This is a genomic window from Mesorhizobium sp. M2E.F.Ca.ET.209.01.1.1 (assembly GCF_004010375.2).
GTDB lineage: Bacteria > Pseudomonadota > Alphaproteobacteria > Rhizobiales > Rhizobiaceae > Mesorhizobium.
This window is the reverse complement of record NZ_SADP02000005.1, coordinates 1-26496: the sequence shown is the minus strand read 5'-3', so window position 1 is coordinate 26496 and position 26496 is coordinate 1. Positions and strand designations below refer to the sequence as shown.

Annotated in this window: 26 protein-coding genes; 17 read left to right on the top strand and 9 right to left on the bottom strand. The window is 65.6% G+C overall.

Annotated features, from left to right (window positions below; genetic code table 11):
• Positions 1-13: 13 nt before the first annotated feature.
• The 9 genes from EN852_RS11620 (at position 14) to EN852_RS11580 (ending at position 11828) form a co-directional block, all read left to right on the top strand.
• The gene (locus EN852_RS11620) at positions 14-1816 is read left to right on the top strand and encodes a bifunctional alpha/beta hydrolase/class I SAM-dependent methyltransferase (RefSeq protein WP_189545859.1); all 1803 of its coding nucleotides are present in this window, start codon (positions 14-16) and stop codon (positions 1814-1816) included.
• Between the two features lie 13 nt (positions 1817-1829).
• Positions 1830-3167 carry a phosphatase PAP2/dual specificity phosphatase family protein gene (locus tag EN852_RS11615; protein ID WP_127873963.1) on the top strand — a complete coding sequence of 446 codons (1338 nt, stop codon included), beginning with the start codon at positions 1830-1832 and terminating at the stop codon, positions 3165-3167.
• A complete protein-coding gene (locus EN852_RS11610; RefSeq protein WP_127873964.1) occupies positions 3164-3607 on the top strand; it encodes a hypothetical protein in 444 nt (147 codons plus the stop codon). The genes EN852_RS11615 and EN852_RS11610 overlap by 4 nt, the downstream gene beginning before the upstream one ends.
• The gene (locus EN852_RS11605; RefSeq protein ID WP_127865426.1) at positions 3604-4263 is read left to right on the top strand and encodes a lysophospholipid acyltransferase family protein; all 660 of its coding nucleotides are present in this window, start codon (positions 3604-3606) and stop codon (positions 4261-4263) included. Before EN852_RS11610 ends, EN852_RS11605 begins: the two co-directional genes overlap by 4 nt.
• The gene (locus EN852_RS11600; protein WP_127873965.1) at positions 4263-5198 is read left to right on the top strand and encodes a phosphatidate cytidylyltransferase; all 936 of its coding nucleotides are present in this window, start codon (positions 4263-4265) and stop codon (positions 5196-5198) included. The genes EN852_RS11605 and EN852_RS11600 overlap by 1 nt, the downstream gene beginning before the upstream one ends.
• 217 nt (positions 5199-5415) lie before the next feature.
• Positions 5416-6555 carry an efflux RND transporter periplasmic adaptor subunit gene (locus EN852_RS11595; RefSeq protein WP_127873966.1) on the top strand — a complete coding sequence of 380 codons (1140 nt, stop codon included), beginning with the start codon at positions 5416-5418 and terminating at the stop codon, positions 6553-6555.
• Positions 6556-6557: 2 nt separating this feature from the next.
• Positions 6558-8126, top strand: coding sequence for an FAD-dependent monooxygenase (locus EN852_RS11590; protein WP_189545857.1), 1569 nt, complete (start codon positions 6558-6560; stop codon positions 8124-8126).
• A gap of 116 nt (positions 8127-8242) precedes the next feature.
• Positions 8243-11344, top strand: a complete 3102-nt coding sequence (locus EN852_RS11585) for an efflux RND transporter permease subunit (protein WP_127873968.1) — start codon at positions 8243-8245, stop codon at positions 11342-11344.
• 151 nt (positions 11345-11495) lie between these two features.
• Complete coding sequence (locus tag EN852_RS11580) at positions 11496-11828, top strand: hypothetical protein (RefSeq protein ID WP_246694247.1); 333 nt, start codon at positions 11496-11498, stop codon at positions 11826-11828.
• Here EN852_RS11580 and EN852_RS11575 read toward each other — a convergent pair.
• Entirely contained in the window at positions 11804-13336 is a 1533-nt protein-coding gene (locus EN852_RS11575; protein WP_127873969.1) for a winged helix-turn-helix domain-containing protein, read from the bottom strand. The two genes, EN852_RS11580 and EN852_RS11575, sit on opposite strands and share 25 nt — an antisense overlap.
• A 143-nt stretch (positions 13337-13479) precedes the next feature.
• On the opposite strand from EN852_RS11575, the gene EN852_RS11570 reads away from it, so the two are divergent.
• Positions 13480-14313: an AraC family transcriptional regulator gene (locus tag EN852_RS11570; RefSeq protein WP_127873970.1), complete on the top strand. Its 834-nt coding sequence runs from the start codon at positions 13480-13482 to the stop codon at positions 14311-14313.
• A 6-nt stretch (positions 14314-14319) separates the two neighbouring features.
• Here EN852_RS11570 and EN852_RS11565 read toward each other — a convergent pair whose 3' ends face one another.
• Positions 14320-15255 carry a bifunctional helix-turn-helix transcriptional regulator/GNAT family N-acetyltransferase gene (locus EN852_RS11565; RefSeq protein ID WP_127873971.1) on the bottom strand — a complete coding sequence of 312 codons (936 nt, stop codon included), beginning with the start codon at positions 15253-15255 and terminating at the stop codon, positions 14320-14322.
• 140 nt (positions 15256-15395) lie between these two features.
• Here EN852_RS11565 and EN852_RS11560 point away from each other — a divergent pair, with 140 nt between their 5' ends.
• On the top strand, positions 15396-15572 hold the full coding sequence (locus EN852_RS11560; protein WP_127873972.1) for a transcriptional regulator: 177 nt from the start codon (positions 15396-15398) through the stop codon (positions 15570-15572).
• A 4-nt stretch (positions 15573-15576) separates the two neighbouring features.
• On the opposite strand, the gene EN852_RS11555 is transcribed toward EN852_RS11560, so the two are convergent.
• Genes EN852_RS11555 through EN852_RS11545 form a run of 3 tightly spaced genes read right to left on the bottom strand, consistent with a single transcriptional unit; the run spans position 15577 to position 19189 of the window.
• The gene (locus tag EN852_RS11555; RefSeq protein WP_127873973.1) at positions 15577-16713 is read right to left on the bottom strand and encodes an alanine racemase; all 1137 of its coding nucleotides are present in this window, start codon (positions 16711-16713) and stop codon (positions 15577-15579) included.
• Entirely contained in the window at positions 16710-17990 is a 1281-nt protein-coding gene (locus EN852_RS11550; RefSeq protein ID WP_127873974.1) for a D-arabinono-1,4-lactone oxidase, read from the bottom strand. Before EN852_RS11550 ends, EN852_RS11555 begins: the two co-directional genes overlap by 4 nt.
• Positions 17991-18004: 14 nt before the next feature.
• Positions 18005-19189: an MFS transporter gene (locus EN852_RS11545; protein ID WP_127873975.1), complete on the bottom strand. Its 1185-nt coding sequence runs from the start codon at positions 19187-19189 to the stop codon at positions 18005-18007.
• Positions 19190-19310: 121 nt separating this feature from the next.
• Here EN852_RS11545 and EN852_RS11540 point away from each other — a divergent pair, with 121 nt between their 5' ends.
• The 4 genes from EN852_RS11540 (at position 19311) to groL (ending at position 22583) form a co-directional block, all read left to right on the top strand.
• Positions 19311-19937, top strand: coding sequence for a TetR/AcrR family transcriptional regulator (locus EN852_RS11540; protein WP_189545855.1), 627 nt, complete (start codon positions 19311-19313; stop codon positions 19935-19937).
• Between the two features lie 102 nt (positions 19938-20039).
• Positions 20040-20342 (top strand): hypothetical protein, encoded by a 303-nt coding sequence (locus EN852_RS11535; protein ID WP_127873976.1) that lies wholly within the window; start codon positions 20040-20042, stop codon positions 20340-20342.
• Positions 20343-20571: 229 nt separating this feature from the next.
• Positions 20572-20868: a co-chaperone GroES gene (gene groES / locus EN852_RS11530; RefSeq protein WP_010915433.1), complete on the top strand. Its 297-nt coding sequence runs from the start codon at positions 20572-20574 to the stop codon at positions 20866-20868.
• Positions 20869-20930: 62 nt separating this feature from the next.
• Positions 20931-22583 (top strand): chaperonin GroEL, encoded by a 1653-nt coding sequence (gene groL, locus EN852_RS11525; RefSeq protein WP_127865410.1) that lies wholly within the window; start codon positions 20931-20933, stop codon positions 22581-22583.
• 81 nt (positions 22584-22664) lie between these two features.
• Here groL and EN852_RS11520 read toward each other — a convergent pair whose 3' ends face one another.
• Positions 22665-23201, bottom strand: coding sequence for an alpha/beta hydrolase (locus EN852_RS11520; protein ID WP_127873977.1), 537 nt, complete (start codon positions 23199-23201; stop codon positions 22665-22667).
• A 132-nt stretch (positions 23202-23333) separates the two neighbouring features.
• On the opposite strand from EN852_RS11520, the gene EN852_RS11515 reads away from it, so the two are divergent.
• Positions 23334-23789, top strand: coding sequence for an Lrp/AsnC family transcriptional regulator (locus EN852_RS11515; RefSeq protein ID WP_127873978.1), 456 nt, complete (start codon positions 23334-23336; stop codon positions 23787-23789).
• 85 nt (positions 23790-23874) lie between these two features.
• Here the strand turns inward: EN852_RS11515 and EN852_RS11510 are convergent, their stop codons facing one another.
• From EN852_RS11510 to EN852_RS11500, 3 genes are all read right to left on the bottom strand, one after another.
• A complete protein-coding gene (locus EN852_RS11510) occupies positions 23875-24051 on the bottom strand; it encodes a hypothetical protein (protein ID WP_246694246.1) in 177 nt (58 codons plus the stop codon).
• 107 nt (positions 24052-24158) lie between these two features.
• Positions 24159-24674, bottom strand: coding sequence for an OsmC family protein (locus EN852_RS11505; RefSeq protein ID WP_127873979.1), 516 nt, complete (start codon positions 24672-24674; stop codon positions 24159-24161).
• Between the two features lie 56 nt (positions 24675-24730).
• Positions 24731-25156 (bottom strand): GFA family protein, encoded by a 426-nt coding sequence (locus tag EN852_RS11500; protein WP_127873980.1) that lies wholly within the window; start codon positions 25154-25156, stop codon positions 24731-24733.
• Between the two features lie 186 nt (positions 25157-25342).
• Here EN852_RS11500 and EN852_RS11495 point away from each other — a divergent pair, with 186 nt between their 5' ends.
• Entirely contained in the window at positions 25343-26368 is a 1026-nt protein-coding gene (locus EN852_RS11495; protein ID WP_127873981.1) for an AraC family transcriptional regulator, read from the top strand.
• Positions 26369-26496: the final 128 nt, after the last annotated feature.

The following is a 26496-nucleotide window of genomic DNA, read 5'->3' as shown; positions in this document are numbered from 1 at the left end:
CGAGGGGAACAGCATGCTTCACGAACAGATCGCCGCCCCGGCTGGGGGCGTTGCGCGGCAAGCGCAGGAACGCAGCTTCCGCAGCCATGACGGCACCGAGATTTTCTACCGTTTCTGGCCGCCTATAGCGCCCAAGACAAAAGCCTCGACCGAGGCCAAGGGCGCAGTCGTGCTCTTCCATCGCGGCCACGAGCATGGCGGCCGAATGGCGCATCTGGTCGACGAACTGAGCATGCCGGACTATGCCTTCTACGCCTGGGACGCGCGCGGCAACGGCCGCTCCGCCGGCGAGCGCGGCTATGCTCCGTCCTTTGCCGCACTTGTGCGCGATATCGACTGTTTCATGCGCGAGATCGCCGCCAAAGACGGTTTTGCCGCACAGGATATCGCGCTGATAGCGCAATCCTTCGGCGCCGTGCTCGCCGCTGCCTGGGTGCATGACTATGCGCCGAAGCTGCGCGCCATGGTGCTCGCCTCGCCGGCCTTCTCGGTCAAGCTCTATGTGCCCTTCGCCAAGGAAGGCATTGCGCTTTGGCAGAAGCTCAAGGGGCGCTTCTTCGTCAATTCCTACGTCAAGGCCAGCCTGCTCACCCATGACCCGGTGCGCATCGCCTCGTTCGAGAACGATCCGCTGATCACCAGGCCGATCGCTTCCAACATCCTGGTCGAGCTCTACCAGCACGCGGCGCGCATCGTTGCCGACGCCCGCGCCATCACCGTGCCGACGCAGCTTCTTCTGTCCGGCAGCGATTGGGTGGTGCGGCACGGTCCGCAGCACGAATTCTTCGTCAATCTCGGCAGCCGCATCAAGGAGCGGCATGTGCTGCCGGGCTTCTTCCACGACACGCTGGGCGAACGCGACCGCGCCAAGGCGCTCGACTTGATCCGGCCGTTTATCGAAGGGCAGTTTGCTTCGCCCGCCGAAGCCGTCGACCTGAAGCAGGCGGACATTGCCGGCTATACGCGCGACGAGGCCGACCGCCTCGCCTCGCCGCTCGATCTCCTTTCGCCCAAGGGCCTCTACTGGGCCATGAGCCGCGCCTCCATCCGCATCGGCAGCTGGTTCTCGCGCGGCATGAAGATCGGCGTCGGCACCGGCTTCGATTCCGGCTCGACGCTGGACTATGTCTACGAGAACGAGGCTCGAGGGCTCGGACCGATCGGCCGCATGGTTGACAGGACTTTTCTCGACGCCATCGGCTGGCGTGGCATCCGCCAGCGCAAGCTCAACCTCGAGGAACTGATCGGCCAGGCTTTGGCTACGCTGAAAGCAGCGGGACGGTCGGGCCACATCCTCGACATCGCCGCCGGCCACGGCCGTTATGTGCTCGACGCGATCGGCAAGAGCGCGGAGCAGCCGGCGAGCGTGCGGCTGCAGGACTATTCCGACCTCAATGTCGAGCTCGGCCGCAAGCTGATCACTGAGCGGCAATTGCCGGCCAGCGTCTCGTTCCGGCGCGCCGACGCCTTCGACGGCGACGGGCTCGCCGCGCTGAACCCTAGGCCGGACCTCGCCATCGTCTCCGGCCTCTACGAGCTGTTCGCCGACAATGCGCTTATCACGTGCTCGCTCGGCGGTCTCGCCCGCGCCATGCAGCCGGGCAGCCTGCTGATCTACACCAACCAGCCCTGGCACCCGCAGCTCGAGATGATCGCGCGCAGCCTGACCTCGCATCGCGGCGGCCAGGCCTGGGTGATGCGGCGGCGCACGCAAGCCGAGATGGACCAGCTGGTCGAGGCGGCCGGCTTCGAGAAGCTCGACCAGTGCATCGACCAATGGGGCATCTTCACCGTCTCGCTGGCAAGGCGGGTTTAGGAACCGCCCACGCATGCCGACCAGTGCCGAGCCCCCGTCACGTTCCGCCAGCCCAGCCGCCGAACCCTATGGACGTGTCGTCATCCGGGCAGCCCTCTGGCTCGCCTTCCTGGCGCCGTTCTTCTATTCGACCTACGGCTTCGCCAACTGGCTGGCCTCGACACGCAATCAAGTCGGCAGCATCGTCTTCTCCTGGGAACACCATGTCCCGTTCCTCGCCTGGACGATCGTGCCCTACTGGTCGATCAACCTGTTCTACGGCCTGTCGCTGCTGCTCAACGACAGCCGGCGGGGCGTCGACCGGCTGGCCGGCCGCTACCTCACCGCGCAGGTCGTCGCCGTCTCCTGCTTCATCCTGTTTCCGCTGACCGCCACCTTCGTGCGGCCGGCGACCACCGGGCTGCCCGGCTTCCTGTTCGCCGTGCTCGGTGGTTTCGACAAGCCGTTCAACCAGGCCCCTTCCCTGCATATTGCGCTGCTGGTGATCATCTGGGATCACTGGAGCCAGCGCCTTTCCGGCCCCCTGCTCAGGCTCTGGCACTTTTGGTGCTTCCTGATCGGCGCCTCGGTCCTGACGACCTGGCAACACCATTTCATCGACATTCCGACCGGCGCCCTGCTCGGCTTCTTCGCGCTGTGGCTGTTTCCGGCCCGGGGCGAGCTGCCCTTCTCCGGCTTCCGCCTGACCGCCGACGGCAAGGCGCGGCGCCTTTCGCTCTACTACGCGCTGGGCGCCGCCCTGGCGCTCGCTGGCGCATCCGTCTGCGCCTTCTTCTCGGCTGCCGCTCTTGTGCTTTTGTGGCCTTCGCTGGCACTGGCCATCGTCGCTTTCGGCTATGCCGGGGCCGGGCCAAAAGTGTTCCAGAAGACAGCGGACGGCCGCGTGTCGCTGGCAAGCCGCGTCCTGCTCTGGCCATACCAGCTGGGCGCCAGGGTCAATATCTGCGCCTGGACGCGCAAGCTGCCGCCGGTGGTTGCCGTCACCGACGGCGTCTTTCTCGGGCGCTTTCCCGACGCTGCCGAAGCACACGCCTTCGGCACGGTGATTGATCTTGCCGCCGAGTTGGAGCGGCCGCGCGACGCGCCGGGCCGCTGGATCAGCTTTCCCATGCTCGATCTGCTGCCGCCGCCCGCCGACACGCTCGACGAGGCGGTGGCGGCGATCGAGCCGGCGCGTCGTCAGGGCACGGTGCTGGTCTGCTGCGCGCTCGGCTTCCAGCGCAGCGCCACGGTCGTCGCCCGCTGGCTGGTCGCCAGCGGCCGTTCGCACACGCCGGCGCAGGCGCGCAAGCAGCTCGCCGCCTCCGGCCGTCCAGTGCATCTTCAGCTCGGATTGGACGAGCCGGTATGAGCGACGACGCCTATCAGCGCAAGACCGCCGCCTTTGCCGCCACGCTGATCACGCAGGCGGCGTGGCCGGCCGCCATCGTGATCGCCGGCGACAGCATCGCGCCACTGGTCGCCTCGGCGCGCGGCGCGCTCCATGCGCCGCTTGCGGTGCTGGCGCTGCTGGTCGCGGCGGCGAGCGCGGTCGTTGTGCTCGGGCTCTCGGCGCTTCTCGTCTTCGATGCGCTGCTGTTCCGGCTGATGGCGACGCATGGCGACGAGATTTCCGGAGGCGCCGCGGTCGACGACATGCTGAGCCGCATGCGGCTGAAGCCCGCTCCGCCAACGCCGCGTCCGCTTGACGACCGCATCGCTGGCACCCGCCGCCTGCTTACCCGGCAGCGCGTCGCCTTCGCGGTGTTCGTCGTCGCGTTCCTCACCGCCGGATTCTGGATGCCCAGATGAGCAAGCTTTCGCTGCGCACTTACACGCTGTTGCAGACAGTGACCTCGGTCGGCCTTTCGGCGATGGCCTGGGCGGTTACCGGCGTGCGGCCGATCTGGAGCGGCAGCGAGCCATCGGACCGGCAGCGCATCTATTTCGCCAACCACACCAGCCATGGCGATTTCATCTTGCTGTCGGCCTGCCTCAGCGAGACGGAGCGCGCCAAGACGCATGCGATCGCCGCGGCCGAATATTGGGGCAAGTCGCGGCTTCGCCGCTTTATCGCGCAGGACATGCTGTCTTCCGTGCTGATCAGCCGGCAATGGACGAGCGAAGCGGAGCACCCGATCTCGATCATGCTCTCCGTGCTCGACCAGGGTCATTCGCTGATCATCTTCCCGGAAGGCACCCGCAACACCAGCGACGAGCTGCTGCCTTTTCGTTCCGGCCTCTACAATCTGTCGATGGCGCGGCCCGACGTCGAGCTGATCCCCTGCTGGATCGAGAACATGTCGCGCGTGCTGCCCAAGGGCCAGTTCCTGCCGGTACCGCTGCTTTGCCGCGTCGTCTTCGGCGCCCCGGTCGCGGTGGCGCCGGGCGAAGAGCGGCGCGCCTTCCTGCAGCGCGCCCGCGCTGAGCTTCTGGCGCTCAATCCGCGCCCCGACCGAGACGATTGATGCGCCACGAAATCAGCATTCTCATCATCGGCCTCTTCGTTGTGCTGAGCACCGCCAGCGTCACCGCCGCCATCCTGTCGGCGCGCGCGCCGAAGCCGCTCAGTTCGACGCTGGTCAACCTCACGCAGCGCATCAATGCCTGGTGGGTGATGGTGGCGCTGATGACGGTCGCCTTCTTCTTCGGCCGCTACGGCATGACCATCCTGTTCGCGCTGATCTCGTTCGCGGCGCTGCGCGAATTCGTGACGCTGACGCACAGCCGCCGCAGCGACCATTGGGTGCTGCTCGGCATGTTCGGCATCGTCATCCCCTTCCAGTACTGGCTGGTGTGGACAGCCTGGTACGGCCTCTTCGTGATCTTCATCCCGGTCTACTGCTTCCTGCTGATGCCGGCGATCACGGCGCTGCACGGCGATACCGAACGTTTTCTGGAGCGTGTCTCGGCGCAGCAATGGGCGATCATGATCTCGGTCTATTGCGTCAGCCACGTGCCAGCTTTGCTGACGCTCAACGTGCCTGGTTTCGAAGACCGCAACCTTCTGCTCATCGCCTTCCTGATCATCGTCGTGCAGGGCAGCGACGTGCTGCAGTACATCTTCGGCAAGCTGTTCGGAAAGCATCGCTTCTCGCCGAATGTGTCGCCGTCGAAGACCTGGGAAGGCCTGATCGGCGGACTCGTCGCGTCGAGCCTGCTCGGCGCGCTGCTCTCCTTCATCACGCCGTTCTCGCCGCTGCAGGCCTCGGCCGTCGCCTTCATCGCCTGCACGATGGGGTTTCTCGGCGGGCTCGTCGCCTCGGCGATCAAGCGCGACCAGGGCGTCAAGGACTGGGGCCATCTGATCGAAGGCCATGGCGGCATGCTTGACCGCACCGACAGCCTGGTCTTCGCCGCGCCGATTTTCTTCCACATCGTGCGCTATTTCTGGACGGTCTGAGCGCCCGTTTCAGCATGTGACGGCAGCGACGCAAAAAGGCCGTCTCACCCAAACATCGGAAAATTTTCAGAAACCGTTCGGGATTTTGCGCCGCCGAAATCGCAAAACGTTCAGGCCGGCGCAAGACAGCCGAAACACCGATTTGCCTCGCAGCCAGCACGATTTCAGCCTGCCGCGTCCTCCCAAGCGCGGCCGCAAATTTGGGCATGGAGACAACATGATTGCCGCACTCTTTCGTAACAAGCCGCTGAGGCACCGCCTGATCGCCGGCTCGATCGCCGCCCTCGCCTGTGGCGCCGCCCTGGTCTGGCATGGCGCCAGAAGCGAGGCATCGAACGCCGCACCGGGCACGCCCGAAACCAAGCTGGTCAAGGCAGTTTCGGTCTCGCCGGCACCCGCCATGGATAACCGCGTCGCTATCGGCGAGATCAAGCCAAGGCTGGAGAGCGATCTCGGATTTCGCGTTTCCGGCAAGCTCATCCGGCGCATCGCCGAGGTAGGCGCGACAGTGAAGAAGGGCGAGGTTCTCGCCCGCGTCGACGACCAGGATTACCGCAATCGACTGGCCAGCGCCGAGGCCGATGTCGCGGCGGCCGAGGCCGTTGTTGTCGAAGCCCGCGCCGCCGAAGCACGCATCAGCGCCCTGCTCGCCAAGGGTTTTACGACACACGCCAACCATGACGCGACACTGAAGAATCTGCGCTCGGCCGAGGCCAAGCTAAAATCCGCGAACATCGCCTTCGCGATGGCCAAGGACCAGCTCGGCTACACCGAGTTGCACGCGGAGTTCGACGGCATCGTCACCGCCACCGGTGCCGAAGCCGGCCAGTCCGTCAATGTCGGACAGATGGTGGTGCGCGTCGCCGATCCTAAGAGCCGTGACGCGGTGTTCTCCATCGCCGAGGCCGCCTTTGCTAGCGACCAGCGCGGCAAACGGATCCCCGCCGTCACCGTCTCGCTGCTCAGCAATCCGGCGATCTCGGCCATCGGCACAGTCCGCGAGATCGCGCCGATGGCCGACGCCGCCACCCGCACCTTCCAGGTGAAGGTCTCGCTCGAGAACGCGCCGGACGAGATGCGCTTCGGCGCAAGTGTCGCCGGCCGCGTCGAGATCGCGGGCGCGCCAGTCGTGACCCTGCCCGGCAGCGCGCTGTTCGACAAAAACGGCCAGCCGGCCGTCTGGGTGGTCGGCGCCAGTTCGGCGGTGGAGCTGAAGCCTGTCGCCATAGCCCGCTATGAAACCGACCGCGTCGTCGTCAGCGACGGGCTCGCCAAGGGCGACCGGGTCGTCACCGCCGGCGTAAACCGGCTGCGGGAACACGAAAAAGTCCGTATCGTTGAGGGAGAAGGAAAATGACCATGTCCAAGACAAGAGTCCTGATCGCCGGCGCCGGCCCGACCGGGCTGACGCTCGCGCTATGGCTGACCAGGCTCGGCGTGCCGGTGCGCATCTTCGACAAGGCCGCCGCTCCCGGCGAGACCTCTCGTGCGCTGGCCGTCCAGGCGCGCACGCTGGAGTTCCACCGCCAGATCGGCGTCGTCGACGACGTGCTTGCCGAGGGCGTGAAGATCGAACGGCTCACCGTGCACACGCCCGCCGGTGTCGCCGCAAGGCTGCCGCTGTCGGATTTCGGCCGCGGCGTCAGCCCCTACTCCTTCGCCTTCGCGCTGCCGCAGGACATCCACGAGCGCGTGCTCATCGCGCATCTGGAGCGCGCCGGCGTCACGGTCGAGCGGAGCACCGAGCTCGTCGCCTTCCAGGACAGAGGTGACGCGGTCGTCGCGACCTTGAGCAAGGAAGGCCGGACCGAAACCGTCGGCGCCGCCTATCTTGTCGGTTGCGACGGTGCCCACAGCGCCGTGCGCCATGGGCTAAAGGTCGGCTTTCCCGGCGGCGCATACGAGCAGTCCTTCTACGTCGCCGACGTAAAAGGGCGCGGCGAAATCACCCGCAACGGCATGGACACGACGGTCAGCGCCTATGGCTTCGCCATCGTGATGCCGGTGCGGCAGTCCGGTTCAGTCCGGTTGATCGGCATCGTGCCGAAGGCGCATGAGACCGACGAGACGATCAGTTTCGAGGCGATCCGCGCCGATGTCGAGCGCGACACCGGAGTCACGGTCGACGAGGTGAACTGGTTCTCGACCTACCGCGTCCACCACCGCGTGGCCGAGCGCTTCCGCGTCGGGCGCGTGTTCCTCTGCGGCGATGCCGGCCACATCCACAGCCCGGCCGGCGGCCAGGGCATGAACACCGGCATGGGCGATGCTGTGAACCTCGCCTGGAAGCTCGCCGCCGTGGTCCAGGGCCGGGCCGATCCGCGCCTGCTCGACAGCTACGAGCCGGAACGCATCGCCTTCGCCCGCAAGCTGATCGAGAGCACCGACACCGCTTTCCGCTTCATCACCAGCCGCTCGCGGTTCATAGGGCTGTTCCGTCGTTATCTGATGCCGAAGATTTTAAACGCGCTGCTCCACACCTCTTTCGGCTCGCGCTTCTTCTTCGGCGTGATCTCGCAGGCGGCGATCCAATACCGCGCCGGGCCGATCAGCGCGGGTACGGCGGGCAAGGTCAGCGGCGGCGACCGCCTGCCCTATGTCCTCGGCCCCAACGGCGACAATTTCGAGCCGCTGCGCTCGCTCGACTGGCAGGTCCACGTCTATGGCGAGATCACCTGCGATTTCCGGGCGATGCTGGCATCGACCGGCATCCCGGTTCACGCCTTCGCCTGGTCGGACGCGACTGAGAAAGCCGGCCTGCAGCGTGACGCCGCCTATCTGGTGAGGCCCGACGGCTATGTCGCGCTCGCCTCGCCGGTCCAGGAAGCGGCCGTCTTCCAGCGCTATCTCGCCGGTCTCGCCATCAAGCCGAGAACGGCGGAGCGCGCGCCCTACCGCGTGCCGGGCACCATGCACAGCCTGGCCTGACCAGCGACAGTGCACGCCCATGGCGGGCGCTGACCGGAACCCATCCATTACTTGTTTTGGTCGGCCGGCAGGAGCCGGCGGAACGCGCCTTCGCGCGCGCCGAGAGGGATTTTGTCATGAGCAGCTTCAATCTTTCCGAATGGGCGCTGCGCCACCGCAGCTTCATCGTCTACCTGATGATCGCGGCCGCTCTCGCCGGCCTCTATGCCTATCGCGGCCTCGGCCGCGAGGAGGACCCGCCCTTCACCATCAAGACCATGGTGGTGAAGACGATGTGGCCGGGCGCCAGCACCAGCGACACAGTCGAGCAGATCACCGACCGCATCGAGAAGAAGCTCGAGGAGCTGCCCGACCTCGATTACGTCAAGAGCTACACCAAGCCCGGCGAATCCGTCGTCTTCGTCAACCTCAAGGACACGGTTGCCGGCGACCAGGTGCAGCCGCTCTGGTACCAGGTGCGCAAGAAGCTCAACGACATCGAGCCGACGCTGCCGTCCGGCGTGCAGGGTCCGTTCTTCAACGACGAGTTCGGCGACACCTATTCGCTGATCTACTCGCTCACTTCCGACAGCCTCAGCCATCGCGAGCTGAAGGATATGGCGACCAGCCTGCGCGCCGGGCTGCTCACCGTGAAGGACGTCGCCAAGGTCGACCTGATCGGCCAGCAGGACGAGAAGATCTATCTCGAATTCTCGACGCAGAAGGTGGCGGCGCTCGGCCTCGACGTCGGCACGCTGACGCAGGCGCTGCAAGCGCAGAACGCGTTGACGCCGAGCGGCACGGTCGATGCCGGCCCCGAGCGCATCGCCATCCGCGTTTCCGGCTCCTTCACCTCTGAAGAGAGCCTGAAGGCGATCAACTTCTACGCCAACGGCCATTGCTTCCGCCTGGGCGACGTCGCCGAGGTCAAGCGCGCCTATTCCGACCCGCCGCAGCCGATGTTCCGCTTCAACGGCAAGCCCGCCGTCGGCATCGCCATCTCGATGACTTCAGGCGGCGACGCGCTGGCGCTTGGCGAGAACATCAAGGAGAAGATGCACGAGATGGAGGCCGAGCTGCCGCTCGGCGCCGAGCTCGGCATGGTCGCCGACCAGTCGCATGTAGTGGACGAGTCCGTCGGCGAATTCACCAAGAGCCTCGGCGAGGCGATCGCCATCGTGCTCGCCGTCTCGCTGCTGGCGCTCGGCTGGCGTCCGGGCGTCGTCGTGGCCGTCGCCATCCCGCTGGTGCTGGCGATCACCTTCGTCACCATGGAGTATTTCGGCATATCGCTGCAGCGCATCTCGCTCGGCGCGCTGATCATCGCGCTCGGCCTTTTGGTCGACGACGCCATGATCGCGGTCGAGATGATGATCGCCCGCATGGAGGAAGGCTACGACAAGATCTCGGCCGCCACCTATGCCTACACCTCGACCGCCTTCCCGATGCTGACCGGCACAGTGGTGACGATCGCCGGTTTCGTGCCGGTGGGCTTCGCCAAGAGCGGCGCCGGCGAATACTGCTTCTCGCTGTTCGCGGTCGTGGCCATCGCGCTTGTCGTCTCCTGGGTGGTCGCAGTGTTGTTCACGCCGCTCACCGGCGTCCTCCTGCTGCCCGACCGCATCAAGGGCCATGGCGGCAGCCATCAGCCGTCGCGCATCGCCCGTGGCTTCCAGACGCTGCTTGAAGCCGCCATGCGGGCGAAGTGGCTGGTGCTGTCGGCGACGGCCGGGCTGTTCGCGCTCTCGGTCGTGGCCATGGGCTTCGTCGGCCAGGAGTTCTTCCCGAAGTCCGACCGGCCCGAAGTGATGCTCGACCTCACGCTGCCGCGCACCGCCTCGATCAAGGCGACGGATGCGGTTGTCGAGCGCGTCGAGAAGCTGCTCGCCGCCGATCCCGACATCGACCACTGGAGCTTCTATGTCGGCCAGGGCGCGGTGCGCTTCTACCTGCCGCTCGACGCGCAGCTCGCCAACGACTTCTTCGCCCAGGCGGTGGTGGTGACCAAGGGCCACGCCGTGCGCCAGGCGGTCATCGACCGGCTGGAGAAGGAGCTGTCGACCGGCTTCGACGACGTCATGGCCCGCGTCACGCCGCTGGAGCTCGGCCCGCCGGTCGGCTGGCCGCTGAAGTTCCGCGTCTCGGGTCCGGACCCGGACAAGACGCGCGGCCTCGCACAGCAATTCGCGCAGGTGCTGGGCAGCGACGCCGCGGTGCGCAACATCAACTATGACTGGAACGAGCCTGCCAAGGTCATCAAGGTCGAGGTCGACCAGGACCGGGCGCGCGCGCTGGGCATCTCCTCGCAGCAGCTGTCCGAGACGATCAACGCGATCCTGTCCGGCTCGAAGATCACCCAGATGCGCGACGACACCTACCTGATCGACGTCGTCGCCCGTGCCGTGGACTCCGAACGCGCCAGCATCGACACGCTGCGCGGCCTGACGATCAGCGCTTCAGGCGGACGCCGTGTGCCGCTCGAACAGGTGGCGAAGCTCAGCTACCAGACCGAGCCGCCGCTGATCTGGCGCCGTGGCCGCCTGCCGACCGTGACGGTGCAGGCCGACGTGGCCCCCGGCGAGAACGCCACCGCCGTGTCGAAGCGGCTGGGGAGCGCCATCGCCACCTTCAAGGCCGAGCTGCCGGCGCGCTACAGCGTCGAACAGGGCGGCGTGATCGAGGACAGCGCCAAGGCCAAGGCCAGCATCTTCGTGGTGTTCCCGTTGATGCTGTTCATCATGGCGACGGTGCTGATGATCCAGCTGATGAGCTTCCAGCGCCTGGTGCTGGTGCTGCTCACCGCTCCGCTGGCCATCATCGGCGTCGCCGGCGCGCTGCTCTTGTCCGGCGCTCCGATGGGCTTCGTGGCGATCCTCGGCGTGATGTCGCTGATCGGCATGGTGATCCGCAACTCGGTCATCCTGATCGCGCAGATCGACCAGCATATCGCCGCCGGCGAAGAACCCTGGGCGGCGGTGATCAGCGCCACCACGCACCGGCTGCGGCCGATCCTGCTCACGGCGGCGGCCGCCATCCTCGGCATGATCCCGATCGCGCCGACCGTGTTCTGGGGACCGATGGCCTATGCCGTGATGGGCGGGCTGATGGTGGCGACCGTGCTGACGCTGGTCTTCCTGCCGACGCTCTACGTCGCCTGGTTCCGCATCAAGGCGCCGGAACCAGCCACCGCAATAGCCGAGCCGGTCGCGGCCGCTGAACCGCAGCCGCTGGCCGCCTGAGCAGATCTCGTCGTCGCCGACAGGCTAGTCGGGGGCGACACCACAACCGCGGGCACGGCGCTCGTGGCTCACCTGGCGGCACAGGCGGGTTCGGCCCGGCCTGCCGCAGCATCCTCCCCAAAGACTTCAACCAACTTCTGGAGAAACCAACATGCCCATGAAATCCTTCAACAAATACCGCTCGGCAGCAGCCCTGCTCGCCCTCGCGCTCACCACCTTCGAGATCTTCGGCAGCGCCGTGCCAGCGCTGTCGCTGGTCGGCACCGCCGAGGCCCGCATCGGCGCGCCCTGGACGCCGCGCAGCGCCGCAGGCGTCGCCCGGCGTACCGCCACGTGGCGCGTGCTGCGGCACACCACGGCCTGGGTCGCCACGCTGCCCGCCGGCTGCGTGCGCACCAAGGTCAACGGCTTCGACGTGTGGCGCTGCGGCGGCACCTACTACCGGCTCTATCAGGGCCACTACATCGTGGTCGTGGCCGATTGATCCGCCCCGGGCGGAATCGCGCCGAGGGCAAGTCTGACGCCTTCGGCGAGATGCTCGGCATCGGCCTGGTTCTCGAACGGCACGCCGCGCAAGGCATAATCGAGCGGCGAGAACGGATCGCCCACGCCGATGAGCGCGATCTGCCGCCGCGCCTTTTCCATCTCGCCCATCTGGGCATAGCAGGCCGCGAGCCGCGTGCGGATCCACGGGGCCGGACGCGTCGCCAGTTCCAGCGCGTCGGCCGCCTGCCGATATTCCCCCATCATGTAGAGCGCCAGCGCGCGGTCGAACTGGTACCAGTGCGGGTGCAAGGGATCGATGCGGATGCCGCGCGCGAGCCAGGTCAGCGCCTCCAGCGGCCGCCCCCGCATGGTGAGCAGCATGCCCATCTGCTCGATGCTGTCGGCATCATAAGGGTTGAGCTGCAGCGCGATGCGCATGTGATGCTCGGCCGCTTCGTGGTCGCGCATATAGAGGCGGATCAGCGACTGCACGCGGTGTCCCGTCGGCTGGTCCGGCGACAGCGCCAGGCCCTTGTCGGCAAGGTCGCGCGCATTTTCCAGAACGGCATCGCTGGCGCGCCCGAACTCGCCGTCCAAGGCCCGCACCAGCCCGAGATAGGTATAGGCAAGGCCATAGTTCGGATCCTTGGCGATCGCGGCCTCGAACAGGGCTTCGGCGCTTCGCTGGTCGGTCTGGGCGGGATCACGCAGCATCGCGAAGCCGCGCAACAGCAGCTCGTAGGCGGCAAGGCTGGTGACGGGCTTGCGTGACGCCTGCTCCAGCCCGGCATTGGCGACACGGGTGACCAGCCGGCTGACGATCTGCTCGACGATCTCGCGCTCGATCGCGAACAGCCCTTCGCCATGCGATTGGAATCGGTCGCCCCAGAGCTGGCTGCCGGTGGCGATGTCGACGAGGCTGACGGCGACCACGACATGCTCGCCTTGCCGGCGCAGCGATCCTTCGACCAGATAGTCCGCACCGATGCGGGCGCGGATCTGCGGCCACTCGGCGCGGCCAAACGAGGCGAAGGAGAAGCTGGAGTTGCGTGCCAGCACCGTGACCGTGCCGAAGCGCGCGACACCGTTGATCAGGTCCTCGGCGAAGCCGTCGACCATCGCCTCGTCGGCCGGATCGCCGCTCTCATTGCGGAAGCGCACCACCGCGACGATCGGCTGGGTGCTGATCTCCGGCGCCGCTTCGGCTTCCGCAGCCAGCATGTAGCCGCGCTTGGAGACGGTACGCACCATGTCGTCGCCCAGCACCTTGCGGATTTCGCGCACCGACTGGGTCAGCGAATCCTCGGTGACGTAGACGCCCGGCCACACGACATCCATCAGTTCCGATTTCGGCACGACGCGGCCCATGTTGCGGGCAAGATGCGAAAGCAGCGCGAAAGCCTTCGGGCGCAGGAAGAGCGGCTCGCTGACGCCGCGCAACGTGCCCATGGCAAGATCGAGCGTGAACCCGCCGAACCGAAATATCTGATCGGTCGCCGTCGTCATCGGGACACCCCTTCCCGCGTACCCGCAGCGTCGATTCCACTTCGACGCTGCATGCTCGAAGCGCATTATTGCCCAGTGCGCAATTTCGATCAAACTCAATGCCGGCGCGGCCGATAGGATCGGCCCGCCAAATGCGAGGAACCATGAACCCGACCGAGAAAGCGCTGTGGTTTGTCGAAAGCCATCTGCCGGACGCCATCAGCCTCGACGAAATAGCGCAAAGCAGCGGCGTGTCGCGCTTCCATGTGACGCGCGCCTTCGGGGCGGCCACGGGGCGGTCGGTCATGGGCTACATGCGGGCGCGGCGCCTGAGCGAAGCGGCGCGCCAGCTAGCCGGCGGCGCGCCCGACATTCTCTCGGTCGCGCTCGACGCCGGCTACGGTTCGCATGAGGCGTTCACGCGAGCTTTTCGCGATGCGTTCGGCACCACGCCGGAGCTGGTGCGCGCGCAAGGCTCGACCCGAAACCTCGATCTCGTGGAGCCTATTCTCATGGACAGTTCACTTCTCACCACGCTCGAGCCGCCGCGCTTCGAGACCAGCCGAGCGTTCCTCATCGCCGGGCTCGGCGAACGCTACAGCTGCGAGACCAGCGCCGGCATACCGATGCAGTGGCAGCGCTTCGCGCCCTATATCGGCAACATTCCCGGCGAGGTGCCCGGCGTCTTTTACGGCGTTTGCACCAATGGCGACGATGCCGGCAATTTCGATTACATCGCCGGCGTCGAGGTGACGGATTTCTCCGACCTGCCGAAGGACTTTTACCGCGTGCGGGTGCCGGCGCAGAAATACGCGGTGTTCTCGCATCGCGAGCACATCTCGACCGTCCGCCGCACCGTCAACACGATCTGGAACAGCTGGCTGCCTGCCTCCGGCCACGAGATCGCCGACGCGCCGGAATTCGAGCGCTACGGGCCCGAATTCGACGCGCATACCGGCAATGGCGGGCTGGAGATCTGGGTGCCGGTGAAGGGGTGATCCTCACTACAAATCCAGATCCCAGGTTTGCCCGACCAGATCCTTGCCAAAGGAATGGTGGCGCTCTTCGTCGACCAGCTTGAAGCCCGCCGCCTGGTAGATGCGGCGGGCGGAGCCCAGTATGTCGTTCGTCCACAGCGTCAGGGTCCTGTAACCCTTGGCGCGGGCGAAGGCGATGCATTCGTCGACCAGTCGCCGGCCGATGCCGAGGCCGCGCGCCGAGGGCTCGACATAGAGCAGCCTGAGCTTCGCCACCTTGGGCGATTTGCGTACGACGAAGACCGAACCGACCACCTCGCCTTCGCGCTCGGCAATCCAGGCGCGTTCCCACCTTGGATCGAATTTCTTGACGAACTCGGCGAGGATCTCGGCGACCAGCGCCTCGTAGGTTCCGTCCCAGCCGTATTCCTCAGTGTAGAGCATGCCCTGACGGCGCGTGATCCAGCCGATGTCGCCGACCTGCAGCGGCCGCAGGATGTAGGGCACCTTGGATTCGGGCCTGTCGCCAAGCAGGTCCTGCACGGTGCGCATGGCCTTGACCAGCCGGTCCTGGTCAGCGGGCGCCATACGATCGAGCAGCGCGCGCACCTGGTCATGCGAAGCCTGGTTGAGCGGCGCGAATGCCTCCCTGCCCGCAGGCGTCAGCGCGATCGAGGCGCGGCGCGCATCGGCTTCCGTGGCGGCGCGCTCGACCAGGCCGCGTTCCTCGAATTTCTTCAAGAGGCGGCTGACATAGCCCGGGTCGAGGCCAAGATCGCGCACCAGATCGCTGGCGACGAGCCCGTCGCGATGGGCAAGCTCATAAAGCACCCGCGCCTCGGTCAGCGAGAACGGGCTCTTCAGAAGGCTCTCGTCGAGCAGGCCGATCTGGCGGGTGTAGAAGCGGTTGAAGGCGCGCACGGTATCGATGCGTTCCTTGCCGGGGTGATCGTGGATGGTCATCGGGATTCCTCCTGTCACGGACAGGATCAATCATTTAGTTGACTTAGTCAATAAATTGATCGGATAGGCTCTCGCGATCTCGCGAGCCCCGCCTCTCGACAGTTGCGCCAGCCATGGCAAGATAGTCGTGGAGACGTGCGATGGAAAACATTCGACCCATTAATAGCGACGCCGAGTACGACTGGGCGATTGCTGAGATTGCTCGCTATTTCGATCATGAACCAGTTGCTGGAAGCCCTGAGGCCAACCGCTTTGACGTGCTCGCCACCCTGATCGAAGCCTACGAAGCCAAGCGCTATCCGATTGGGACTCGGTAGCTCCTCAGCCCATCGGCAGCGCCGGCCAGAACTCGACGATCCTCCCACCGGCAAACACCGCGATCGAGCCGAAGTGTTGCAGCACGGCCTCGCTCTGCGTCGGCCGCAGAAAGGCGTGGTCGCCGGGCCTCACCTGCGAGCTTGCCGGAAGGCCCATGAACTGCTGGTTGGATGACAGCCCGATCAGGCCGTTCGGCTTCATGCCTTCGGGGAACACCGGTTCGGCCATCCATTTGCCGCCATAGAGATAGCAGCCCTTCTTCGGGAAGAGGCCGAGCGCCTGCAGCGCCCTGGAAACCGCCGGGGGACCGGGCAGCATCGGATCGAGTGCCTTGAGGACCGGCGTGGCGATGAAGGCGGCCGGCTGGAGGCCGTCGAGGCCAGGCGTATCGAAGTCGCTCGGCAGCACGAAGGCCGAGCCGATCGAAACGTCGTTGGCGACGCCGCCGCCATGCAGCAGCGCGGTCTTCGAGCCGCCGATGTTCAAGATGCGGCGCTGGTCCGGATCAAGGGCGGCGGCGAACTCCGCCGCCTTGGCCGAAGCCTGCTTCAGCGCCCTGGCCGCACCGCCGAAGATGCCCGGTATCTCCGGCGCATGCGCTTCATAGGCCATGATGCCTTCGCAGTGCAGGCGCTCCGGTATCGTCAGCGCCCTGATCTCGGCGGGGCTCGAAAAACCGCCGCGATGCAGGCCGACATCGACCTCGAAGGCGAAGCGCAGTTCGGTGTCGAGCGCGGCGGCCAGGGCGCCATACTCGGCCAGCCGTTCCGGCGTATCGATCAGCCAGCAGACGCGCGACCACCAGCCGGCGCTGCCTTGGGTCAGCGCGGCCCTGGCGGCGCCAACCGGCATTGGCTTGCCGTAGAGCAGATCGCCCTCGGGAAAAGCGTCGAGCACGGCCTGCGTCACTGGCGGATGGAAAGTCATGAAGCGGTTGGTGCCAAGCGCCCCGGCGATGTGCGAAAGGAGCGGCATGCAAGGCAGCGACTTGTCGACCAGCCGCATCGCGAGACCCGGCGCCAGCCTCTTTTTCACTTGCGCGATGTTGCCGTCCAACCGATCGCGGTCGAGCACTAGGCAAGGCCGGAAAATCTCGGCGGCCCTCAGCGCCTCGGACAGAACGGCGAAATAGGCGCTCATCGTTCTATGCCGAACAGGCCGGCCATATAGGGCGACACGAAACGGTTGTCCGGATCGATGTCGCGGCGCACGGCAAGCGCCTCGTCCCAGCGCGGATAGAGTTTTTTGAAATCCGCCGCCTTGAGGCTGTGCATCTTGCCCCAATGCGGCCTGCCGCCATATTTGCGGAAGATCGGCTCGGCGGCGCGCATGAAAGGCAACGGATCGTTCGCCGCATCGTGGTGGATGGCGATCGAGCAGGTCAACCTCTTGTGGAAGGGCGAAAGCCAGAATTCGTCGGGCGCCACCGAACGCACCTCCATCGGGAAATAGACTTCCGGAAAGTGTTTTTCGGTCAGCGCGATGATCTCGGCCAACGCCTTCGGACCTTCCTCGTAAGGCAGGTGGTACTCCATCTCGTTGAATTTGGTTTGACGGTCGCTGGCGTAGACGTTGAGCCAGTCCTGCACATAGTCCTCCGACGGGACCTTCTTCACCGCGCCCTTGATCAGCGCGCGCCGCAGCGACGGCAGCCAGCGCAGCACGGCGCGCAGCTTGCGCAAAGTCGCCAGCCCCTCCTCGTCGTTCTCGGTCGGCCGCGGCATTGGTGCTGCGTCGCTGAGATCGCTGGCGATGAACTGGGCGTAGCCGGAAAACGGGATGTAGTAGAATTCGGCCGAGCGATGCGCCGCCATCATCGTCTCGAAATCGCGCAGCATGTCGCCGATCGGCAGCACCCATTTGCACCGGCGCAGCCGGTAGGTCGGCGTGTTGTTCATCGTCACTTCGGTGAGCACGCCGAAAGCGCCGAGAGCTACGCCTGTGGCATGGATCATGTCTTGGTCGCTGGCCCGGCTGTATTCGCGCAGCTTGCCCTGCCCGTCGACGAACTGCACCGCCTCCAGCTGCGTGTGATAGGCGCCGAGCGTCGGGCCGGAGCCATGCGTTGCCGTGCCCAGCGCGCCGCCGATCGCCTGCTTGTCGATATCGCCCATGTTGGGCAGGCCTTGGCCGATGTCCTGCAGGATGTGCATCAGGGCGCCGAGCCTGGTTCCCGCCCTCACCCGCGCCCGGTTGTTCGCGGCATCGTGCGAGACCAGCCCTTCGATCTTTTCCAGCGAAACGATGGTGCCGTCGGACTGCACCAGCGGCGTGAAGGAATGGCCAGCGCCGGCGACGCGCAGCGGACCGGGCGCCGAGCGCACCAGTTCGGCCAGTTCGCCGGCATCGGCCGGCGCCGCGATCTGCTTCGGGAACGCCGTGACGAAACCCGACCAGTTGCTCCAGGCGTTTGCCATCCTAATCCTCCCGCTCAAGCCTTACCGCGCCGGCCCGCTACCAGCACGAAGACGCCGAGCAAAAGCACGCTGGCCAAAGCAGTCGCTGCGGCGAATTCGGGCACCGGGCGGAAATTCCCGGCATCGATCAAAAGCGAGGCGGCGATGGGGCCGATGGCGAGACCGAAGAGCTGCGCGGCCGGCACCAGGAGCACTGCCGTCCGCGTCTCATCGGCGGTGATTGCCATGCGGATCTGATAGGGCACGACGAAGAGCAGGATGAAGCCCATCACCAGAGCCGCCGCCCAGAACACCGAAAGACCCGGGCCGGAGGCAAGCAGGACCGAGCTGATGGCCGCGACGATGCCGATGATCGTGATGGCAAAACGGTAGTCGATGCGCGCCTCGAAGACCGTCGCGGTCATGGCGCCGATCACCTGCGCCGCAAGGCTTGCCGACACCATCAGGCCGACGGTGCGGCCGTCGATGCCGAACTGCGCGCCGATGGGTTCCAGGAAAGCCCAGACGGCGCCGAAGAACATGAAATAGCAGAAGATCGACAGGAGCGCGGTGATCGCGGGCAACGTCGCGACGTTGGCAAACTGCTCTTCCTTGGGCAGATCGGCATAGTTGTCCGGCACCATCCAGGCGACGACCAGCGATAAGAGGCAGACGATGCCGAGCGCGATGAAGCCGCCGGCCGAGCCGGCGGCGGGCACGGCATAGAGCGCGAGGATCAGCGCCAGCGCGCATTGCGCCAAAGTCTGCAGCGTGACGAAATAGCCGCCGATGCGCTCGGCCCGGCGCGAGCGGGCGATCAATTCGGTGGCGACGGCGACCAGCCCGCCCTCCGCCAGCCCGGCCAGCATGCGCGCGCCGATCAGCGCATTGGGGCTGCCGGCATAAGCGGTCCAGAAATTGGCGAGCGCGAGCAGGACGAGCAGCGCCGCGCTCTTCGACCGCATGTTCCTGGCAGGCAGCAGCATGGCCACGATCGCCGACCCAATGCCGATCGCGATCATCTCGGCGGTCGCGACCAGCGCCAACTCATCGCCGGTGACGTGGCCCTCCGTGTAGAGCGCGCCGAGCAGCACCGGCTGCAGGCCGAGGATGAGCAGGCCGACCGAGCCGATCCACAGCGCCGAGGCGAGCTGCGATCCCGTCGGATTGCCGACAAGCCAATCGCCATCTTCCGCTTGCGCGGCTTGCGATGCAGTCACGAGATGCCTCCCTTGCAGCACGATCGAAAAGCTGACAAGTTGTCAGCATTCAACGAAACTGATACTTGATCATGTTTCTTGTCAACCGCGAATTCGCACTTTTCCGGGAAAGATGCGGGCCATGACGCAGGCGAAGCGAATAGCGACGGAACCCAGGCGCCGGCCGAAGCAGGAGCGCAGCCGCGAGCGTATCGACGCGATCCTCGCCACGACCATGCGACTGATCGGCGAAAAGGGCATCGACGCGGTGACGATGAAGGAGGTTGGCGCGCTGGCCGGCGGGCCGATCGCCACCGTCTATCATTATTTTCCGTCGAAGTCGGCGATCCTGGCGATGCTCTACGAGCGATTTTCAGAAGAAAGCCGGGCGCGCTTCGGCGCGATCATCGCCGGGATCAACGGGTTGGGCGACGTGACGGCGGCGGCCGACCGGATGCTCGACGACTATTATACCCGCGTCGCGGCGGACCCGGCGATCCAGGACCTGCAGAACGCCATCCAGGCCGACAAGGCGCTGCAGCATCTCGACATTGCCGAGACGAGGCACCAGGCAAGGATATTCTGCGACCATGTCGCGCCGATGCTTCAAGCCGGGCAGCGCGAGGCGTTCGGGCGGGTCGTGTTCCTGATCTTCCAGCTTGCCGGCGGCGTCGTGCGGCTGGCGCTGACGCAGGACGAGGCGGAAGGCCGGCGCACGATCGACGACTATCGCTCGATCATCCACACGCAGTTGCGGGTGTTTCTCTGAACGCGATCAGAGATCCAGCTTCGCGACGAGCCGCAGTACGTCCGCGCCCTGGCCCTCGCCGGCGGCGTCTCGACCTTCCACGACCTCAAATGGCGCCTGGCCATGACCCCGATCGGCGGCGCGCCTGACCACGTGATACCGGTTACGAGCATCCTCGAACAATTCGACAGAATATTTCCCGACCGTGAGGAGCGTTCGGCGCGTACCGGGTGGGACCTGCCGGTCATCGGCACCGTCGACGTCTACCGGAACTCGCCGGCGATCTACAGTTTTGCCCCCGCGGCAGCGCTCATCGAGGAAGCCAAGACCTTCTTCGATGATGTCCGGCTGGCCTCGACCGGTACATACGGCCTCGCCGAACGCTGCCCGCTGCTGGTGCTGCGGTCGCCAAGGCGCTGGGAATAACGAGCTGGATTGCTCGCCCATGCTTGGCGGCAGTCACCGCATTTCCGACCAGGGCTTCGCCTGAGAAAAATTTCGCGCCGCCTGCCCCTTGCGCGCGCCTTGACTCTGGCAACCCACCGGCCTATCTCAGCGCCACGTTAGCACTCGCCCTAGGTGAGTGCTAACTCATATCCGGCGGCCTCGCCGGATGGAGGAACAGTTCTCACCGTTCTCACTCGAGGAAGACAACATGGCAAAGTCCAAGTTCCGCCCGCTTCATGACCGCGTGGTCGTTCGCCGGGTCGAATCCGAATCCAAGACCGCCGGCGGGATCATCATCCCGGATACGGCGAAGGAGAAGCCGCAGGAAGGCGAGATCATCGCCGTCGGCTCCGGCGCCCGCGACGAAAGCGGCAAGCTCGTGCCGCTGGACGTCAAGGCCGGCGACCGCATCCTGTTCGGCAAGTGGTCGGGCACTGAAGTCAAGCTCAATGGCGAAGACCTTCTGATCATGAAGGAATCCGACATCATGGGCATCATCGGCTGAATTTCGGCCTCTCCATCAACTGAGTTTTCGGGCTCTTCCCGAGCCCCTGTCAGGAGCTAACCATGGCTGCAAAAGACGTAAAATTCTCCCGCGACGCTCGTGAGCGCATGCTGCGCGGTGTCAACATCCTCGCCGACGCGGTGAAGGTCACGTTGGGCCCCAAGGGCCGCAACGTCGTCATCGACAAGTCGTTCGGCGCCCCGCGCATCACCAAGGACGGCGTCACCGTCGCCAAGGAGATCGAGCTTGAGGACAAGTTCGAGAACATGGGCGCCCAGATGGTCCGCGAAGTCGCTTCGAAGACCAACGACATCGCCGGCGACGGCACGACCACCGCTACCGTTCTCGCCCAGGCGATCGTGCAGGAAGGCAACAAGGCCGTTGCCGCCGGCATGAACCCGATGGACCTCAAGCGCGGTATCGACCTCGCCGTCGGTGAAGTCGTCGCCGCTCTCGGCAAGGCCGCCAAGAAGATCAAGACCTCCGAGGAAGTCGCCCAGGTCGGCACGATCTCGGCCAATGGCGACGAGTCGGTCGGCAAGATGATCGCGGAAGCGATGCAGAAGGTCGGCAACGAAGGCGTCATCACCGTCGAGGAAGCCAAGACCGCCGAGACCGAGCTGGAGGTCGTCGAAGGCATGCAGTTCGACCGCGGCTATCTCTCGCCCTACTTCGTCACCAACGCCGACAAGATGGTCGCCGATCTGGAAGACGCTTACATCCTGCTGCACGAGAAGAAGCTCTCCAACCTGCAGGCCATGCTGCCGGTCCTGGAAGCTGTCGTTCAGACCTCGAAGCCGCTGCTCATCATCTCGGAAGACGTCGAAGGCGAGGCCCTGGCCACGCTGGTCGTCAACAAGCTCCGCGGTGGCCTGAAGATCGCCGCCGTCAAGGCTCCGGGCTTCGGTGACCGCCGCAAGGCCATGCTGGAAGACATCGCCATCCTGACCGGTGGCCAGGTCATCTCGGAAGACCTCGGCATCAAGCTCGAGAACGTTGGCCTCAACATGCTCGGCCGCGCCAAGAAGGTGTCGATCTCCAAGGAGAACACCACCATCGTCGACGGCGCCGGCAAGAAGGCCGAGATCCAGGGCCGCGTCGCCCAGATCAAGCAGCAGATCGAGGAGACCACCTCGGACTACGACAAGGAGAAGCTGCAGGAACGTCTGGCGAAGCTCGCCGGCGGCGTTGCCGTGATCCGCGTCGGCGGTGCGACTGAAGTGGAAGTCAAGGAAAAGAAGGACCGCGTTGACGACGCCCTGAACGCGACCCGCGCGGCCGTGGAAGAAGGCATCGTCGCCGGCGGTGGCGTGGCCCTGCTGCGCGCTTCGGCTGCCGTCAAGGCTACCGGCGTCAACTCCGACCAGGCTGCCGGCATCAACATCGTGCGTCGCGCGCTGCAGTCCCCGGCCCGCCAGATCGCGTCGAACGCCGGTGCTGAAGCCTCGATCGTCGCCGGCAAGATCCTCGAGAACAAGGGCGCGACCTTCGGCTTCAACGCTCAGACCGGCGAGTATGGCGACATGATCGCCATGGGCATCGTCGACCCGGTCAAGGTCGTGCGCACGGCTCTCCAGGACGCGGCTTCGGTCGCCGGCCTGCTCGTCACCACCGAAGCCATGATCGCCGAAGCTCCGAAGAAGGAAGCTGCCGGCGGCATGCCTGGCGGCATGCCCGGCGGCGGCATGGGTGGCATGGGCGGCATGGACTTCTAATCCAGCCTACCTGGCTAATGCATACGGAAAGGGCGGCAGCGATGCCGCCCTTTTTCGTTATTCGGACGCCAACGCTACGCCTCAGGCTGCTTCCGCGACGAGGCTATCGAGCAAAGCGCGGCCCTGCGGCCAGTCGCCCAATCCGCTTTGCGCGTTGATATGGCCGGCCGGGCCGATGACGGCGATGCCGCTGCCCCACCGCGCCGCCCCCGCCTCGGCATAGTCGCACGATCCGTAGGGATCGTCCGTGCTGGCGACCACCAGCGAGGTAAAGCGCAATTTGGCCTGGGGGATCCTGGCAAAAGCCATGCCGTAGACCGGGAACACAGCCGCCATCGGATCGGGGACCGCGACCAGGAAGGCGGCGCGGACCGGACGTTGCGAAATCTTCTGCCAATGCGCGACCAGCAGGCAGGACAGGCTGTGCGCCACCAGAACGGGCGGCTCTGGCGCTTCGATGACAGCTGCCTCCAGAGCCGCCAGCCAGTCGGTGAAATCAGGCAGGTCCCAGCTCGAGGGCCGGAAACGCCGCATCGCCGGATCGGTGTCTTCCCAGCGCGATTGCCAATGCGTGGGCCCCGAGCCACCGCTACCCGGCAGGATGATGAAATGCGTCATGTCGCCTTGCTCCTATCGATCAACAGGGGCATGGTGGCGCCTTGCCGCAGGAGCGGGAATGGGAAATCATCGGAGAAATGACTTCGAATCCGATGGATTCAAAGTGAAGCTGAAAAACCGGACGAGCAAGCCATGTTCGACCCCACCGACATTGCCATAGTCGAAGCCTTGCAGGAGAACGGCCGCATCGGAATGTCCGAGCTTGGCCGCCGTGTCGGCCTCTCGCAGCCGGCGACCTCGGAGCGGGTGAAACGCTTGGAGGAGCGCGGGGTCATTGCCGGCTACACCGCCGTGATCAACCCGGCCGCGCTCGGCCTCGGCATGATGGGCATCATCCGGGTGCGCACCACGCATGAGCATATCCGCCCCTGCCTCAAGCAGTTCGCCGAGATGCCACAGATCACCGAAGTGCACCGGCTTACCGGCGAGGACTGCTTCATCCTCAAAGTGGTCGTCCCCTCGCCGGCGCAGCTTGAAAGCATCGTCGACGCCGTGGCGCGCCACGGTTCCGTCACGACGGCGCTGGTGCTGCGCAGCGAGACACCGAAGCCGATCGGCCGCGATCTAATCCGGCAATCGGCCCGCTAGCGCGTTTCACCGTTCAAAGGAAGGCGAAACGCTCTGCCGGCGGGCCTTCATCGGCCGCGCGCGACCGAGTTGACCGCTCAAATGGTCAATGCGCCTCCGCGGTGGCCTTACCAGCCAGCACCGCGCCCTCGACCAATGCCGCGACCTCATCGGCCACGACGCTGACCGGCGTGCGGCCGCGGGTGGCGCGGGCGATCACCATGAGGCCTTCCAGCGAAGATTCGACCAGTGACGCCAGCGCCTGCGCACGCCGCTCTGGCAAAAATCGTCGAGGCGATGGGCTACGTCAAAGGATAGGGCCTGACGCTGAAGCCGCGTTCAGGCCCAGCCCGGAACCTGCCCGCCAGGATCTGAGTTCCGGGCAAAGTGTCACGAGACCACCCTATTGAGTTTCACGAAGGTCTTCGGGCTGCGCTGGATGGTTTGGAAGATCACACAGTAGCGATCGGTGAGCTCCATGAGCTGGGTCAGCCGGCCCTGCTCGACATCCGACTCGATGTCGAAGCGCAGGCGGATTTCCTTGAAGCCGACCGGCACGCCTTCCGTGACGCCCAGCGTGCCGCGCAGATCGACATCACCCTCGGCGGAGATCTCCGCCGACTTGATCGGGATCTCGAGCACGGCCGCGGCCGCCCGCATCGAGACGCCGGCGCAGGCGATCAGCGCCTCCAGCAACATGTCGCCGGAGCAGAGTTCCTGGCCACTGCCGCCGGCCATCGGATGGATGCCGGCCAGCGCCAGTCCGCGTCCGGTCTCGACCTTGCAGGTCACCCTGGAGTCATCGGCGCTTCCCTTGGCCTTCAGGGTGAGAAGCGCGGCCCGTGCATCCTTGCGATAAAGATCCTTGATCGGCTCCTGCGTGGCGCGAAATGTCGCGATATCCATTGCTGTTCTCCTGTCGTGAATTGCGGTTGCTTGAAATCGTCGGTCATCGTCCGGACCTATTCCGGGACCGCGATGCCGGAGCCGCCGAGCTCGGCGGGAAAGTCCTTCAGCTTCGGCAGCCCATCCTTCATCGGCAGGACCGTCTCGGCGTAGTTGACATGGACCCCCGGCGCGAATTCCACCGTCGGTATGGTGGCCGCATAGACATCGACCAGTCCGAGCGGTGGATGGTCCGTCATCAGATGCCCGCCGCATTTGGTGCAGAACTGGCGGTCGCTCATCTCGGACTTCTTGAAGCCAGAGAGAAACTCCGCGCCCTTGGTGACCTTGACGTTCCCGGGCTTCCACAGCGTGAAAGCATTCACCGGAGACGCCGACCACGACCGGCAGGAACTGCAATGGCAGTAGCCCATTGCCTCCGCGTTTCCGTGGACTTCGATTTCCACGGCGCCGCAAAAACACCCGCCCTTATGTACCGTCATGACTTTCGTCCTTTTCTTTCGTTGCGTTCGATTGCGCGGAGCGTGCAACAGAAGACAGCTCTCGGCGCCGGTTGGGGTTTAAAGCTTTCGGCGTGGGACGGAATGACGGGCCGTCCGCGTTAGTTGACAGCGCGTCCGGAACTCGAATGGGATGTCGCGCAGCAGGCTTGGCGGGACATGCGTGGAATGGCCGGGGACGCTCTATCGGACCTTTTGAAAACGGTGCGCCTCACCGGCGCGACGTTCTTCGACATTGAGGCCCAAGATCCGTGGGCGGTGTGCTCGCCTGCGCCCGCCTCGATATTACCGAGGATACTGCCGGGCGCCGACCACCTGATTTCCTATCACGTGCTGACGGAAGGCCGCTGCTTTGCCCGCATCGTCGGCCGGGAGGCGATTCCGATGGAGGCCGGCGAGGTCGTGGTCTTCACGCACAGTGACCCGCACATCATGTCGAGCACGCCGGACCTGCGGGCCGAGCCGCCGACGGCGGATGTGCTGGAAATTGCCGCGGCCAGCCAACAGCCTTTCCCCATCAACTACGTCAAGGACGGATCGCTGTCGGCGCGGCTGGTCTGCGGCTATCTCGCCTGCCATGCCCTGCCCTTCAATCCGCTGCTCGAGGCGCTGCCGCCCGTCATCAAGGCCGGCGACGTCAAAGGCGATAGCGGCTGGCTCGGCCAGTTCATCAGATTGGCGGTCTCGGAAGTGGCCGAGAAGCGGGCCGGCAGCGAGACGGTGCTGACCAAGCTCAGCGAACTGATGTTCGTCGACGTGCTGCGCCGCTATGTGGAATCGCTGCCGCCGCAGCAGACCGGCTGGCTGGCGGGCCTGCGCGATCCGCATCTGGCGAGGGCGCTGGCGCTGATCCACGACCGGCCGGCACACAACTGGACGGTGGAAGCACTGGCGAAGGAGTCGGCCTTGTCTCGCACCGTGCTGGCGGAGCGCTTCACCAAGATCGTCGGCATGCCGCCGATGCACTATCTCGCCAAATGGCGCATGCAGATCGCCTCGGAACTGCTCAGCGCCGGCAACAGCAACGTCGCCAGCATCGCAGCGGACATCGGCTATGAATCAGAAGCCGCGTTCAGCCGCGCCTTCAAGAAGATGCTCGGTGTCCCACCCTCGGCCTGGCGGCTGGGGGTCCGGGCCGCGTCCGGCTCCGGAAGCGACGAGGCTTCCGAAACCGGGATCGGATCAGAGAGCTAGCTGTGAGCTTTCAGGAGGTTGTCCATTCGGCCCCGACCGAGAAAGCTGAGGTTGTCGAAGCTTCAGTGATTCCCGGAGGACCGAATGAACATCCACAAGAATGCCCGTCTAACGCCGCTGCGTCGAGA

Coding starts and splice junctions, on each gene's coding strand:
- EN852_RS11620 (WP_189545859.1), top strand. CDS start 14: ATGCTTCACGAACAGATCGCCGCCCCGGCTGGGGGCGTTGCGCGGCAA.
- EN852_RS11615 (WP_127873963.1), top strand. CDS start 1,830: ATGCCGACCAGTGCCGAGCCCCCGTCACGTTCCGCCAGCCCAGCCGCC.
- EN852_RS11610 (WP_127873964.1), top strand. CDS start 3,164: ATGAGCGACGACGCCTATCAGCGCAAGACCGCCGCCTTTGCCGCCACG.
- EN852_RS11605 (WP_127865426.1), top strand. CDS start 3,604: ATGAGCAAGCTTTCGCTGCGCACTTACACGCTGTTGCAGACAGTGACC.
- EN852_RS11600 (WP_127873965.1), top strand. CDS start 4,263: ATGCGCCACGAAATCAGCATTCTCATCATCGGCCTCTTCGTTGTGCTG.
- EN852_RS11595 (WP_127873966.1), top strand. CDS start 5,416: ATGATTGCCGCACTCTTTCGTAACAAGCCGCTGAGGCACCGCCTGATC.
- EN852_RS11590 (WP_189545857.1), top strand. CDS start 6,558: ATGTCCAAGACAAGAGTCCTGATCGCCGGCGCCGGCCCGACCGGGCTG.
- EN852_RS11585 (WP_127873968.1), top strand. CDS start 8,243: ATGAGCAGCTTCAATCTTTCCGAATGGGCGCTGCGCCACCGCAGCTTC.
- EN852_RS11580 (WP_246694247.1), top strand. CDS start 11,496: ATGCCCATGAAATCCTTCAACAAATACCGCTCGGCAGCAGCCCTGCTC.
- EN852_RS11575 (WP_127873969.1), bottom strand. CDS start 13,336: ATGACGACGGCGACCGATCAGATATTTCGGTTCGGCGGGTTCACGCTC.
- EN852_RS11570 (WP_127873970.1), top strand. CDS start 13,480: ATGAACCCGACCGAGAAAGCGCTGTGGTTTGTCGAAAGCCATCTGCCG.
- EN852_RS11565 (WP_127873971.1), bottom strand. CDS start 15,255: ATGACCATCCACGATCACCCCGGCAAGGAACGCATCGATACCGTGCGC.
- EN852_RS11560 (WP_127873972.1), top strand. CDS start 15,396: ATGGAAAACATTCGACCCATTAATAGCGACGCCGAGTACGACTGGGCG.
- EN852_RS11555 (WP_127873973.1), bottom strand. CDS start 16,713: ATGAGCGCCTATTTCGCCGTTCTGTCCGAGGCGCTGAGGGCCGCCGAG.
- EN852_RS11550 (WP_127873974.1), bottom strand. CDS start 17,990: ATGGCAAACGCCTGGAGCAACTGGTCGGGTTTCGTCACGGCGTTCCCG.
- EN852_RS11540 (WP_189545855.1), top strand. CDS start 19,311: ATGACGCAGGCGAAGCGAATAGCGACGGAACCCAGGCGCCGGCCGAAG.
- EN852_RS11535 (WP_127873976.1), top strand. CDS start 20,040: ATGACCCCGATCGGCGGCGCGCCTGACCACGTGATACCGGTTACGAGC.
- groES (WP_010915433.1), top strand. CDS start 20,572: ATGGCAAAGTCCAAGTTCCGCCCGCTTCATGACCGCGTGGTCGTTCGC.
- groL (WP_127865410.1), top strand. CDS start 20,931: ATGGCTGCAAAAGACGTAAAATTCTCCCGCGACGCTCGTGAGCGCATG.
- EN852_RS11520 (WP_127873977.1), bottom strand. CDS start 23,201: ATGACGCATTTCATCATCCTGCCGGGTAGCGGTGGCTCGGGGCCCACG.
- EN852_RS11515 (WP_127873978.1), top strand. CDS start 23,334: ATGTTCGACCCCACCGACATTGCCATAGTCGAAGCCTTGCAGGAGAAC.
- EN852_RS11505 (WP_127873979.1), bottom strand. CDS start 24,674: ATGGATATCGCGACATTTCGCGCCACGCAGGAGCCGATCAAGGATCTT.
- EN852_RS11500 (WP_127873980.1), bottom strand. CDS start 25,156: ATGACGGTACATAAGGGCGGGTGTTTTTGCGGCGCCGTGGAAATCGAA.
- EN852_RS11495 (WP_127873981.1), top strand. CDS start 25,343: ATGGCCGGGGACGCTCTATCGGACCTTTTGAAAACGGTGCGCCTCACC.